This is a genomic window from Novosphingobium resinovorum (assembly GCF_027922145.1).
Lineage (GTDB): Bacteria > Pseudomonadota > Alphaproteobacteria > Sphingomonadales > Sphingomonadaceae > Novosphingobium > Novosphingobium resinovorum.
The window spans coordinates 291,774-305,146 of record NZ_BSFC01000011.1 but is presented as its reverse complement, the minus strand read 5'-3'; the positions used below and the strand labels follow the sequence as shown (position 1 = coordinate 305,146).

The following is a 13,373-nucleotide window of genomic DNA, read 5'->3' as shown; positions in this document are numbered from 1 at the left end:
GAGTGATCGCCCCGGCGGCGCGCTTGCTCTCCATGGGCGGGGCATGGCCATGCTATCGCTGCCGGATGCACAAGATCCTGCTGTTCATGAGGCGGCGTCCTGACATTTCGGTCGAGGCTTTCCGCGACTATTACGAGACGCACCATGCGCCGCTGGCCGCGAAGTATTCTCGCGGAGTGACGCGATATATCCGCCGCTACGTCGATCCTCAGCCACATCCGGAGACCGGAACGTACATCGATGGCCCCGACGTCATCACGGAGCTGTGGTTCGCGGACGAAAAGGTCTACCGCGCAACGCTGGCCTACATCACTACCAGTTCGATGCCGGATGACATCATCGAGGACGAGAACAACCTGTTCGACCGGACATCCTTCCGCATTGCGACCGTAACGGAGCGGGAGACGGATTTCGGGTGAGGGCGCGTGGCCGGCCGCACCGCTGCCGGCCTGGTGCTACCACCGCACGCCTTGTTCCTTCGGCTTCCACGTGATCGGCCGCTCGTAGGAGGGATCTTCCCGGCTCCACTGGTGCTTCAGGAAGCCCTTCACCGCGTCCGAGAATACCCAGCTTGGGTCGGCATCGGCAGTCATCTCGATGGTACAGCGGCGCACCATGATGCGCCATTCACCGCCGCGTTTCTCCAGCCTGTCGAGATAGCGCCCGAAAGCGATCGAGGTCTTCTGCGAATCCTTCCAGAACAGCCCTCCGACTACGTAGCTCTCGCAATTGGCGGTATCGCCGTCGATGTCGCATATGTGGTTGGTGATGTTGTGACTGGTCGCCTGGAAGCCCCAGCGATGGCCTGCGTTGGCCCGTTCCGGGTAATCAGGGGCGAAAGTTACCACCGCCCCATGCTCATCGACACCGTCCTCCCACCAGCAGGAGGCGATCTGCTCGACATCCTGCCGGTCGCGGGCCCGGCATTCCCGGATGATGCAGTCGAGGATGTCCTGCCGGTCCTTCAGATACGTGATGGTCGCGGCAAGGTCGCTCGCGATTTCACTCATTGGCCGCTGCCCTTCGTGTTGAGCAGGCCGATGATCCCGCCATCGACACGAATATCGACGCCGCTGACGTAGGAGGCCGCCGGAGAGCACAGGAATTCCGCGACCGAGGCGATCTCGTCGCCCTGGCCCATTCGCCCCTGCGGCACGATGTCGATCATCTTGCGCAGCTGCTCGTTGGCCTCTGCCTCCGCATTGCCCATGGGGGTCGCGATGAAGCCGGGTGCGATCGAGGCGATGCGCAGGCCCCTTGCACCGAAGGCCGGGGCGTCGCGTTCGACTATGCCGATCACCGCGCGTTTGGAAATCGCATAGGCCATGCCCGGATGATCCATGTAGCCGGCGATGCCGTCGCGTTTGCCGGTGGTGACGAATTCCCGGATCGCGGCAAGCAGTGCTGGATCGCCCAGCATGTATGCCGAGACCGAGGAGATCAGGACCGCGCATCCCCCTTCGGCGAAGTGGGGCAGCAGGCCTGCCACCAGCCTTTCGGTGGCGTCGTAGTTCACCGAGAAGATGCGTGACCCGTCACTCATCGTCGGCGAGAGCCCGGCGGTGTGGAGCAGTGCCGAGATCGGAGCGTCCTCCAGCGTGGCGACGATCCGCGCGGGAAAGTCCTCGGCCGCGATGTCGGCGGCGAGGATGTCCACTTTTCCGGCTGCGGGGCGCAGTTCCTCGGCCAGCGCCTCCAGCCTCACGGGGTCGAGGTCGCACAGCAGGAGCGGGCGGCCCTGCGCGGCGAAGCGCTGCGCAGCGGGACGGCCCATGCCGCCTGCGGCTCCGGTAATGACGACGGTTCCGGTGGTCATGCTCTCTCCCTTCGTGTCCCGGCGCGCGGGTTCGGCAAGCTCAACCTGAGCGGGATCGGAAGTGCTCCATCAAATCCGCCCGGCCAGAGCGTCTCGAAGCCCTCACCCGACCGCACGTACCTAAAGACACCCGCCGCGCCCGGATCAAGTCCGCGGCGAGGTCATCGCCCCCGCGTCAGATGAGGTCGAAGCGCGTCGTTCCCACTTTGACGCCAGGCACCGCAGAGCGCCCGCGCTGCAGGGTGGACGTGCCTGAGAGCGGTCGCCCGGTCCTCAGGCACTCGCCGGCGTCGGCAGGGACAAGGGTGATGTAGACGTCGCGGCCGTCCGCGCCGCCGAAACGCACTTGCGTCGTCGCGCCGGGCGGGGTGGGTACCGGCTCGCGTTCCTCGCCCGAGGGAGATATGCGCCGGATGATGCCGGGTGAATAGACGCCGGGAATCCAGACGGTGTCCTCGATGTCGAGGGCCAATCCGTCGCAGTCGTTGCGGTCGAGCAGGACGCGGCGGTTGGCGAGGCGCAGGTCTGGCGTCACGTCCCACGCCAATCCCTGCCCGAAAGTCTCGGAGCAATAGAATTGCGCCAATTTGGGGTTGTGCGCGATGCCGTTGGTGAACTGTAGTCCGTCCGCGAGCAATTCCGTGTGGCCTTCGCGCGTCAGCCGCCAGAGTTGCGTGGTGCGCGCCGGCCTTGCGGCGATGACGCTCTCGATGTCGAGCGTGCCGAAGAACATGCCGCCCTCGCCATCGGGCCACATCTCGTTGATGCCGTTGACCGGAACTCCGCCGAGCGTGTCGATCAGCCAGCCCGAACGGCCTGTGGCGGGATCGTTCCAGCGCACGCCGCCCTGTCCGCTCGACAGCACTGCGCCGTCCGCGTTGACGAGGATGCCACCGGTCCACAGGCGATCCGGGTCGAGCACGGCGACCTTGCCGCCATCGGGCGTCACGCCGTGGATGCCGCCGCCCACCACGTCGCTGTACCAGATCACGTCGCGCTCGTGATCGACGGCCAGGCCTTCGAGATAAACACCCTGCGCCAGCGCGGCGAATTCCCCCGTCAAAAGCTGGGCCATCGGCTGTCTCTCCCCCGACCGCGCATCTCTTGTGCGCCACGAGATGCTACCAGCCTTGCGCTGGCCGACGAGCCGGGAGGGTAACGCCGGGGCGGTATCGGAAGGCCGGAACCCTGCGTGCAGGTGGGAAATGAGATACACACTCGCTCATAACCTCTTGCATCCGATGCGCTCCGGGCGTTCAATCCAGGGCAACGACGAGACTTGCAACGACAGACTGGGAGAGACCGGGATGCAGATGACGGGCGAGCAGCGGATCGCCGCACCCCGGCGGCAGGTGTGGGAGGCGCTCAACGATCCGGCCGTGCTGGCCCAGTGTATTCCGGGCTGCCAGAGCCTTGAACGGGACGGCGAAAGCGGCTTCCTCGCCGTGGCTGAAGTGAAGATCGGCCCCATAGGTGCGCGGTTCAAGGGCAACGTGACGCTGTCCGACCTCGACGCGCCCAATGGCTACTCGATCACTGGATCGGGCAATGGCGGCATCGCGGGCTCGGCCAGGGGAGGGGCCAAAGTTCGGCTCTCCGACATGGAGGGCGGCGGCACGCTGATTGCTTACGACGTGGAGGCCGAAGTCGGCGGGCGCATGGCGCAGCTCGGCGGGCCGATCATCGATGCGACGGCGAAGAGCCTCGCGGGCAAGTTCTTCGGCCGGTTCGGTGAGGTGGTGGGCGCAGGGGCACCGGTTTCGGCGGCACGAGATGCCGCTGCGCCGCCGGAGGTCGCCGTGGGGGCGATCCCGGCGGTTTCGCATGAGCGCGGCACCGACGCATCGGGCGCATTGTGGGGCTGGGTGGTCGCGATCGTGCTGGCGCTGGTCGCCGGGTACATGCTGGCGGCCACGGGATCGGCAACGATGGTAGTCGTGGCGGTCCTGCTGGTAGTGACGGCCACCGCGGCCTATGAAGCCGGGCGCCGGGGGTGGGGCTCATGAAGCCCGCGCCGTTCGACTACGTCCGCCCTTCCAGCGTAGAGGAAGCCTGCCGCGTGCTCGCCGAGGCGGGCGGGGGGGCTACGGTGATCGCGGGCGGGCAGACGCTGATGCCGCTGCTGGCCCTGCGCATGAGCCAGCCGTTCGTGCTCGTGGACATCAACGGTATCGCCGCGCTGAAAGGCGTGACGCGGGTGGAGGGCGGCATCCGGGTCGGCCCGGCGACGCGGCAGGCCGACGCCTTGCGTGACGCGACGCTGGCGCGGCATCTTCCGGTCTTCGTCACCGCGCTCGGCCATGTCGGGCATTACCAGACACGCAATCGCGGGACGGTTGGGGGCTCGATTGCACTTGGGGAGCCGGCGGCGGAAATGCCCGCGACGGCGGTGGCGCTGGGCGCCCGGGTCGAGATCGCCTCGGTGCGCGGCACCCGCACGGTCCCGGCGGACGAATTCTACCTCGGCCCCTACATGACCGTGCTGGAGCCGGACGAACTGGTGACCGGCGTGGTTTATCCCGACTGGCCGGACGGGCATCTGGTGCTGTTCCGCGAAGTGGCGCAGCGGCCGGGGGACTTCGCGCTCGTCGGCCTCGTCGGGGCGCTGGTGCTGGAAGGTGGTACGGTCTCGCGCGCCGGGATCGGCTGGTTCGGCATGGGGCCGACGCCGATCCGGGCGAGGCAGGTGGAAGCGGCGCTGGTGGGGACCGCGCTCGACCGGATCGACCCGCAAACGATGGCGCGCCTCGCCATCGCCGATACCGCGCCGTTCGACGACCATCACGCCAGCGCCGAATATCGCCGCACGGTCGGTGCACGCATCTTCGCGCGGGCACTTGCCGAAACGCTGGACCTCAGGAGCGCCGCATGAGCGAGCATCGCATCGACCTCACCGTCAACGGCCACCGCCACTCCGCCCGCGTCGAGGCGCGCACCGGCCTTGGCGAATTCCTGCGCGATACGCTCGGCTATACCGGCACGCACCTCGCCTGCGAGCATGGGGTCTGCGGGGCCTGCACGGTTCTGGTGGACGGCGTGGCCATGCGATCGTGCCTGATGCTGGCGGTGCAGGCGGACGGAGCGGAGCTTACCACCGTCGAGGGCCTCGCCGCGCCGGACGGCACGCTGCATCCGGTGCAACAGGCGCTGAAGGACAATTTCGGCCTGCAATGCGGCTTCTGCACGCCGGGCGTGGCGATGACACTGGCGGCCGTCACGCGCGATCATGAGGGGCCGGGACTGGAGGAAGCGCTGACCAAAGCCATGTCCGGGCACTTGTGTCGCTGCACCGGCTATCAGGGCATTCGCCGTGCGATCCGCCAGCTTGCGGGGGCATCGGCATGAACATCGAGGCGAAAATGGATGTGGGGGGCATCGGCGCCGCGCGCTACGTCGGCACGCGCCAGCCGCGCAAGGAGGATGGGCGGCTGCTCACCGGGCGCGGCCAGTTCACCGACGACGTGCGGGTGCCGGGGATGCTCCACGTCGCCTATGTGCGCTCGGCGGTGGCACGGGGGCGGATCGTCTCGATCGACCTCGACGCCGCGCGCGAGATGCCGGGCGTCCAAGCGATCTACACGCAGGCGGACCTCGCCGCCGTGCCGGTGAGCTTCCAGACCTTCTTCTTCACGCCCGTCGAGGCGCCGGTGACCCTGCTCGCCGACGGGCGCGTCGCCTGCGTCGGCGATCCGATCGCGATGGTCGTCGCCGACAGCCGGGCGCTGGCGGAAGACGCCGCCTCTCTGGTCGAAGTGACGATCGAGGAGGAAGCGCCGGTCGTCACCATTGCGGATGCGCGGACCGGTGCGCTGGTTCACCCCGAACGCGACGACAACATCGCCGCCGAGATGGGCGACGAGGACACGCGGCTGGCGATCCAGCCCTTGCTCGATGCCTCGGCCCATGTCGTTACGACCCGCGTGCGTCACCAGCGCATCGCTCAGTCGCCGATGGAGGGGCGCGCCTGCCTCGCCTCTCCCGAGGGTACGAACGAGATGACGGTCTGGCTCGGCTGCCAGAGCCCGCACCTTGCGGCCCGCTGGATCGCGCTGGTGCTGGGGATGCCGACCGAGGCCATCCGCGTCATCGCAAAGGACGTGGGCGGCGGCTTCGGCCTCAAGAACATCCCGTGGAAGGAGGAGATGGCGGTCATCGCGGCGGCAAAGCTGATGCGCTGCCCTCTCAAATGGATCGAGGACCGCTTCGAGGCGCTGACCGCGTCCAGCCATGCGCGCGACCAGGACGTGACGCTCAGCGTCGGCTTCGACGCTGACGCCCGCCTGACCGCCGCGTGGTGCGACTATGCCTGCAACAACGGCGCCTGGCCCATGGGCGAGGACGCCAACATCGCCGTCCACATGTTCATGTGGCCTTGCTACAAGCTGCCCGCCTACGGCTTCGTCACGCGCGGGTGGTACACCAATACCATGGGGCTGGGCGCCTATCGCGGGCCGTGGGCGATGGAATCGCTGGTGCGCGAGACGCTGCTGGACAAGGCGGCGCGGCGCATCGGCGTCGATCCGGTGGAGCTGCGCCGCCGCAACCTGATCTACCTTCCCGACCAGCCGCACACCTCGACGCTGGGCATTCCGGTGGAGGACATCACGCCGGGCGAATGCCTCGAAAAGCTGGTCGCCAACGTGGATTTCCCCGCGTTCCGGCGCGAGCAGGCCGAGGCGCGCAAGGAGGGACGCTACCTCGGCATCGGCGTCGCGACCTATATCGAGCCCACCGGCGCGGCCGGTTCCATGGCGCCGATGACGGGCGAGACGGTCCACTTGCGGATCGAGCCGACCGGCAAGGTCGTCGCCATGCTCTCCACCCATTCGCAAGGCCACGGCACCGCGACGACGATGGCGCAGGTCATCGCCGAACAACTGGGCGTGCCTTACGAGGACGTCGCGGTCTACGAAGGCGACAGCGCCATTGGTGCCTTCTCCCCGGGCGCGGCGGGGAGCCGACAGGGTGTCATCGCGGGCGGCGCCACGTGGAAGGCGGCGCAACTGCTGGCAGAGAAAATCAAGGTCGTCGCCGCGCACTTGTCCAACGCCAGCGTCGAGACGATCACCATCGACGGGGGCATGGTCCACGTCGCCGGGGCGCCCGAGATGTCCCGCCCGCTGCGCGAAATCGCCGAGATCGCCTATGGCGAACCCGGCCGTCTGCCGCCCGGCCTCGCCACCGGGCTGGAGGCGCAGTACCGCTACCAGCCGCCACCGATGACCATGACCAGCGCCGCGCACTGCTGCATGGTCGAGGTCGATGCCGAGACCGGCTTCGTCAGGATACTGCGCTGGATAAGTTCGAAGGACTGCGGCACCGTCATCAATCCCGGCGTGGTCGAGGGGCAGATCGCGGGCGGGCTGGCACAGGCGATCGGGCAGGTGCTGCTGGAGGACATGCCCTACGACGCGCGCGGCAATCCGCTGGCGGCGACGTTCAAGGACTACATGCTGCCGACGATCTTCGACGTGCCGGACTTCGAGTACCTCCACGCCAGCACGCCGTCGCAGACCATCGGCGGCATGCGCGGGGTGGGCGAGGGCGGTTGCATCATCGGCCCGCCGACTTTGGTGAACGCCATCGCCGATGCGCTCAGCCCGTTCGGTGAGATCGACGAACTCGTGCTGCCGCTGACGCCCGCGCGGATACTCGACGTGATCGAGCAGCGCGACGTCTCGGGCACGCGGGCGTCGGAGGTCGTGCCCGTAGCCGAGGTGACCGCGCCGGTCGAGGCCGCGCCCGTGGCTCAGGTTTCCGGGATCGACGGCGACTGGAACATGGTGCTCAAGACGCCGATGGGGCCGCAGGCGATGGTGGCGCACTTCGATTGCGATGGCGACGCGGTCTCCGGCTGGCTCGAAGCGCCGGAGGGCAGGCAGGCCTTTGCGGGCGGGGTGCTGTCGGGCAATCAGCTGAAGTTCGAGATGAAAGTCGAGAAGCCGATGAAGATCACCCTGAAATACGACCTGACGTTCGATGGGCAGACGGTTTCGGGGAAGTGCAAGATGGGCATGTTCGGCTCCGCCAAAGTGACCGGGGAGCGTGGCTAGGAAAGGCCCATCCCCGGCCCCTCCCGCAAGCGGGAGGGGAGCAGGACGTGATTGCCCTCCCGCAAGCGGGAGGGCCGCGAGACCTAGCGATTTATCGCTTGGTCGCAGCGGGGTGGGCCTGCCTCACTTCACCTTGTACCCCGCGTAGACCGGAGGTGCGGCGCCGGTGCCGTCACGCGAAGACGGCGGAAACCGGTCCGCGATATCCGTGATCCCATACTCCCGCCCAAGCTCCGCGCCGATCACGGTGCGCCCGTTGTGCCGCATCATCTCAGGGTCATTCCAGAGCGCCCAGGCGAGGTGCCCGGTATAGCCCGCCGACTCCAGCGTGCCCTCCAGATGCGCGAACCGCTCCGGCATCTGCTCCATCATCTGCATCAGCCGCTCGGTGGTGAGCGAGCCCATCCACACCGACACCGCCGCCACGTTCGCCCCGGCATCGGCGAAGTCCACGCCCATGTCGAAGGCCATCTTGTCCAGCCCCGCCTTGTGCGCCCCGTAGGCCGGGCCGAAGCAGTAGTGCATGGACCCCGGCGAGGACGTGAACAGCACCAGCCCCTTGTCCTGCGCGGCCATATGCCGCGCCGCATGCCATGTGGTGACGAAGCCGCTGCGCACGCCGATCGTGATCATGTTGCCGATCTCGACCGGCTTCTCCCAGAACTGGCCGGGGGCGGAGAGACTGTCGAGCACCGCGCAGGCATTGTTGACGAGGATGTCGATGCGCCCCTGTTCGGCGATGACCTGCTCGATCAGGGCCGCGACTTGCGCATCGTCTCCGCTGTCGCAGGCGACGGCGATGCCCCTGCCGCCCGCCTCGGTCACCTCGCGCGCGGTGGCGTGGATGGTGCCGGGCATGGAGGCGTCGCCCTCTTTCTGCGAGCGACCGGTGACGTAGACCGTGCAGCCGTGCGAGCCGAGCGCCACGGCAATGCCGCGCCCGGCGCCGCGACTGGCGCCGGTGACGATGGCGGTCACGGGGGCGATGGGAGGAGCGGCGGGTGGTTGGTCAGGCACGGCTTCTCTCCAACCCCTTTTGTGTCGTCATTCCCGCGAAGGCGGGAACCCATCTCCCGCGCCGTCGTGTTGCAACGGCGTCAGATGGGTCCCCGCCTTCGCGGGGATGACGAAGATGGGGAGGATGCGGCGCAGCCTATGCGGCGGGGGAAAGCGGTCAATGCGGCCCCGTTCATCACCGCCGCAGCGATCAACTGCTGGCGTCCTTCACCGTCTCCATCGCCACGAACGTGGACGTGCTGGCGACATGCGGCAGGCTGGAAATCTTTTCCCCCAGCACCACCCGGTAGCGGCGGATGTCGGCCGTGCGCACCTTGAGCAGGTAGTCGAAGCTGCTGGCGATCATGTGGCATTCCTCCACTTCGGGAATGCGGCGCACGGCGCGGTTGAACTCGGTCAACGCGCTTTCGCGGGTGTCGGACAGTTTCACTTCGGCGAAGGCGACGTGATCGAGCCCGAGGCTGGCGGGATCGACCACCGCGCGAAACCCCCGGATCACGCCGCTTTCCGTCAGCCGCCGCAAGCGTACCTGGCAGGGAGTTTTCGACATGCCGACCGCCTTGGCAAGGTCGGTCACGGTGATCCGGCCATCGGAGCGCAGGACCGCGATGATCTTGCGGTCCAGTTCGTCCAGTTCGACCGGTTGAGCGCTCTTTGCCATGCGATATGCCTTCAATGGGGAGTCAAAAAAGTCGAACCGGATATTTCCGTGCCGTTTAAAAGGCAGAACGACAAGCGCGAATCGGCTAGCATCGCTTGCATGACCACGCCCGCCCTCTCGCCTTTTGGCCAGTTCGCCCCTGCTGTTCGCCCGATGACCCCGCTGCGCCGCGCCATCGCCGATGCGCGCCGCCGGGATGAGGCCGAGTGCCTTGCCCCGCTGCTGGGCGCGGCGACGCTGGATGCGGACCTGAAGGCCAAGGTACGCGAGACGGCCACCGCGCTCGTCACCACGCTGCGTGCCAATCACAAGGGCACCGGGGTCGAGGGACTGGTGCAGGAATATGCGCTCTCCAGCCAGGAGGGCGTGGCGCTGATGTGCCTTGCCGAAGCGCTGCTGCGCATTCCCGACCACGCCACCCGCGACGCGCTCATCCGCGACAAGATCGCCGACGGCGACTGGAGCGGGCACCTCGGCGGCGGCAAGTCGCTGTTCGTCAACGCGGCCACATGGGGACTGGTGGTGACCGGCAAGCTGGTCGGCTCGGTGGACGACAAGGGCCTCGGCGCGGCGCTGACCCGCCTCGTCGCGCGCGCGGGCGAGCCGGTGATCCGGCGCGGCGTGGACCTCGCCATGCGCATGATGGGCGAGCAGTTCGTCACCGGCGAAACGATCGACGAAGCGGTCAAGCGCGCGAGGGAACTGGAAGCGAAGGGCTTCCGCTACAGCTACGACATGCTGGGCGAGGCGGCCACGACCGCCGCCGATGCACGTCGCTACTATGCCGACTACGAGAACGCGATCCATGCCATCGGCAAGGCGTCTGCGGGCAAGGGCATCTACGAGGGCCCCGGCATCTCGATCAAGCTCTCGGCGCTGCATCCGCGCTATGCCCGCGCGCAGGCGGCACGCGTGATGGGCGAACTGCTGCCCGACGTGAAGGCGCTGGCGCTGATGGCCAAGAGCTACGACATCGGCTTCAACATCGATGCCGAGGAAGCCGACCGCCTCGAACTCTCGCTCGACCTGCTGGAAAGCCTTGCGCTCGATCCGGAGCTGGCGGGCTGGGACGGCCTCGGCTTCGTGATCCAGGCTTATGGCAAGCGCTGCCCCTTCGTGATCGACTGGATCGTCGATCTTGCCCGCCGCGCCGGGCGGCGGATCATGGTGCGGCTGGTCAAGGGCGCCTACTGGGACGCCGAGATCAAGCGCGCGCAAGTGGACGGCCTTGCCGATTTCCCGGTCTATACCCGCAAGGTCCACACCGACGTTTCCTACGTCGCCTGCGCCCGCAAGCTGCTCGCGGCGCCCGACGCGGTGTTCCCGCAGTTCGCCACGCACAACGCGCAGTCGCTGGCGACGATTTATCGGCTCGCAGGCCCGGACTTCGCTGTCGGCCAGTACGAATTCCAGTGCCTCCACGGCATGGGCGAGCCGCTCTATTCGCAGGTTGTCGGGGCCGACAAGCTGAACCGCCCCTGCCGCATCTACGCGCCGGTCGGCACGCATGAGACGCTGCTCGCCTACCTTGTGCGGCGCCTGCTGGAGAACGGCGCGAACTCCTCGTTCGTCAACCGCATCGCTGACCCGGCGGTGCCGGTGGAATCGATGGTCGCGGATCCGGTGGAAGTGGTGCGCGCCATGCCTCGCCCCGGTGCGCGCCATGATCTGATTGCCGCGCCTTGCGGCCTCTATCCGGACCGCCGCAACTCCGACGGCATCGACCTGACCGATGAGATCGCCCTCGAAGCTCTGGCGACGGCGCTGGCAGCTTCGGCAACGGCGCAATGGACCGCGGCACCGAAAGGCGCGAAGGGAGAGGGCCGTCCGGTCCGCAACCCGGCCGACCATCGCGACGTGGTCGGCACCGTGATCGAACTCGCGGCCAGCGAGGCGGCCGCTGCGGTCGCCCGCGCTGCCGCCTCGAACTGGAGCATGGTCCCGGTCGATCAGCGCGCCGCCATGCTCGAACGCGCGGCAGATGCGATGCAGGATCGCATGCCCGTGCTCATGGGGCTGGCCATGCGCGAGGCGGGAAAATCCGCACCCAATGCGATTGCCGAAGTGCGCGAGGCGATCGACTTCCTGCGGTACTACGCCAAAGCGGCCAGGGATACTTTAGGTGCCGTTAAGGCACCTTTGGGTGCCGCCGTGTGCATCTCGCCGTGGAACTTTCCGCTGGCCATTTTCACCGGCCAGATCGCGGCGGCACTGGTCGCGGGCAACCCGGTTCTCGCCAAGCCGGCCGAGGAAACCCCGCTGATCGCCGCGGAATCCGTACGCATCCTCCACGAAGCGGGCGTTCCCGCCGACGCGCTGCAGTTCATGCCGGGCGGCGGAGATCTCGGCGCCGCGCTGGTCGCCGCACCCGGGACGGCGGCGGTGATGTTCACCGGCTCCACCGAAGTCGCGCGCCTGATCCAGCGCCAGTTGGCGAGCCGACTTTCGCCGGAAAACCGCCCGATTCCGCTGATTGCCGAGACCGGCGGCCAGAACGCGATGATCGTCGACAGCTCCGCGCTGGCCGAGCAGGTGGTGGCCGACGTTATCGCCTCGGCCTTCGACAGCGCGGGCCAGCGCTGCTCCGCACTGCGGGTGCTGTGTCTGCAGGAAGATGTTGCCGACCGGACACTGACGATGCTGCGGGGCGCGCTGGCCGAACTGAAGGTGGGCAACCCGGACCGCCTCGCCATCGACATCGGCCCGGTCATCACCGCCGAGGCCCAGGCCAACATCGAGCATCACGTGGAAAAGATGCGCGCCAAGGGCTGCCGCGTCGAACAGGTTGCATTGGGTAAGGGCGCGGAAAACGGCACTTTCGTCGCTCCCACCATCATCGAGATCGCCGGCATCGATCAGTTGGAACGCGAGGTCTTCGGCCCGGTCCTGCACGTCGTGCGCTTCCGCCGCGACGACCTCGGCAAGCTGCTCGAAAGCATCAACGCGACCGGCTACGGCCTGACGTTCGGCCTCCACACCCGCCTCGACGAGACGGTGGCGCGCGTGACCGGCGCGATCCGCGCGGGCAACCTCTACGTCAACCGCAACACCATCGGCGCCATCGTCGGCGTGCAGCCCTTCGGCGGGCGTGGGCTTTCCGGGACCGGACCAAAGGCAGGCGGGCCGCTATACCTCGGCAGGCTCACCCAGCAGGCTCCGCAGGTCCTGACGCCACCCGAAGAAGCGCCCATGTTGCTGACGGTCTTTGCCGACTGGCTGGACAAGCATGGCGAGCCCGCTGCCGCCGGTCGCGCGCGTGACCTCGGCCGCTCTTCGGCGCTGGGTTTCGAGGCCGTGCTTCCCGGCCCGGTCGGCGAGCGTAACCTCTATGCCCTCCACCCGCGCGGCCGCATTCTCCTGCGACCGGCCACCCGTGAAGGTCTGCTGGGCCAGATGGCGGCGGTTCTGGCGACAGGCAACACTGCGACGGTGGAAGGCATGGACTTGCCTGAAGGTCTGCCCGCGAAGATCGCCGCGCGCTTCCATGCCAATCCGGGCGAGTTCTTCGCTGCGTGCCTCGTCGAAGGGGACGTTCAGGCGGTGCGCGGGGCGTGCGACTCGGCGGCGAAACTGCCGGGGCCGATCGTGCCGGTCCACGTCTGGACCGGGCATGACACTGGACCAAACGGGGCGTGGCTGCTGGAGGAAGTATCCACTTCCATCAACACCACGGCTGCCGGAGGCAACGCCAGCCTCATGATGATTGGCTGATTCGGTCGGCAAACTATTGTGAAAACACGTAATGCCCCGCCGCATTTCGGCGGTGGGGCTCGTGCTGTCGTAAACGGGCAACAATCCGCCGGAATCCGCGAAACCTGTACCAAAG

At 67.7% G+C, this 13,373-nt stretch carries 11 protein-coding genes; 6 read left to right on the top strand and 5 right to left on the bottom strand.

What is annotated here, in order from left to right; all coding sequences use genetic code 11:
• Positions 1-65: 65 nt before the first annotated feature.
• Positions 66-419: an EthD domain-containing protein gene (locus PKE80_RS06440; RefSeq protein ID WP_271181783.1), complete on the top strand. Its 354-nt coding sequence runs from the start codon at positions 66-68 to the stop codon at positions 417-419.
• Positions 420-455: 36 nt separating this feature from the next.
• Here the strand turns inward: PKE80_RS06440 and PKE80_RS06435 are convergent, their stop codons facing one another.
• From PKE80_RS06435 to PKE80_RS06425, 3 genes are all read right to left on the bottom strand, one after another.
• Positions 456-1,010 (bottom strand): nuclear transport factor 2 family protein, encoded by a 555-nt coding sequence (locus PKE80_RS06435; protein WP_271181782.1) that lies wholly within the window; start codon positions 1,008-1,010, stop codon positions 456-458.
• Positions 1,007-1,816 (bottom strand): SDR family NAD(P)-dependent oxidoreductase, encoded by an 810-nt coding sequence (locus PKE80_RS06430; protein ID WP_271181781.1) that lies wholly within the window; start codon positions 1,814-1,816, stop codon positions 1,007-1,009. Before PKE80_RS06430 ends, PKE80_RS06435 begins: the two co-directional genes overlap by 4 nt.
• 175 nt (positions 1,817-1,991) lie before the next feature.
• Positions 1,992-2,891, bottom strand: a complete 900-nt coding sequence (locus PKE80_RS06425; protein ID WP_271181780.1) for an SMP-30/gluconolactonase/LRE family protein — start codon at positions 2,889-2,891, stop codon at positions 1,992-1,994.
• A 166-nt stretch (positions 2,892-3,057) separates the two neighbouring features.
• Here PKE80_RS06425 and PKE80_RS06420 point away from each other — a divergent pair, with 166 nt between their 5' ends.
• The 4 genes from PKE80_RS06420 to PKE80_RS06405 are packed head-to-tail and all read left to right on the top strand — an operon-like array spanning position 3,058 to position 7,869.
• Complete coding sequence (locus tag PKE80_RS06420) at positions 3,058-3,822, top strand: SRPBCC family protein (RefSeq protein ID WP_271181779.1); 765 nt, start codon at positions 3,058-3,060, stop codon at positions 3,820-3,822.
• Positions 3,819-4,688 (top strand): FAD binding domain-containing protein, encoded by an 870-nt coding sequence (locus tag PKE80_RS06415; RefSeq protein ID WP_271181778.1) that lies wholly within the window; start codon positions 3,819-3,821, stop codon positions 4,686-4,688. Before PKE80_RS06420 ends, PKE80_RS06415 begins: the two co-directional genes overlap by 4 nt.
• Positions 4,685-5,161 carry a (2Fe-2S)-binding protein gene (locus tag PKE80_RS06410; RefSeq protein ID WP_271181777.1) on the top strand — a complete coding sequence of 159 codons (477 nt, stop codon included), beginning with the start codon at positions 4,685-4,687 and terminating at the stop codon, positions 5,159-5,161. Before PKE80_RS06415 ends, PKE80_RS06410 begins: the two co-directional genes overlap by 4 nt.
• Positions 5,158-7,869: a xanthine dehydrogenase family protein molybdopterin-binding subunit gene (locus PKE80_RS06405; protein ID WP_271181776.1), complete on the top strand. Its 2,712-nt coding sequence runs from the start codon at positions 5,158-5,160 to the stop codon at positions 7,867-7,869. Before PKE80_RS06410 ends, PKE80_RS06405 begins: the two co-directional genes overlap by 4 nt.
• Positions 7,870-7,992: 123 nt before the next feature.
• Here the strand turns inward: PKE80_RS06405 and PKE80_RS06400 are convergent, their stop codons facing one another.
• Entirely contained in the window at positions 7,993-8,886 is an 894-nt protein-coding gene (locus PKE80_RS06400; RefSeq protein WP_271181775.1) for an SDR family NAD(P)-dependent oxidoreductase, read from the bottom strand.
• A gap of 190 nt (positions 8,887-9,076) precedes the next feature.
• Complete coding sequence (locus PKE80_RS06395) at positions 9,077-9,547, bottom strand: Lrp/AsnC family transcriptional regulator (RefSeq protein ID WP_008829557.1); 471 nt, start codon at positions 9,545-9,547, stop codon at positions 9,077-9,079.
• 99 nt (positions 9,548-9,646) lie between these two features.
• Here PKE80_RS06395 and putA point away from each other — a divergent pair, with 99 nt between their 5' ends.
• Positions 9,647-13,258: a trifunctional transcriptional regulator/proline dehydrogenase/L-glutamate gamma-semialdehyde dehydrogenase gene (gene putA, locus PKE80_RS06390; protein WP_370424160.1), complete on the top strand. Its 3,612-nt coding sequence runs from the start codon at positions 9,647-9,649 to the stop codon at positions 13,256-13,258.
• Positions 13,259-13,373 lie beyond the last annotated feature (115 nt).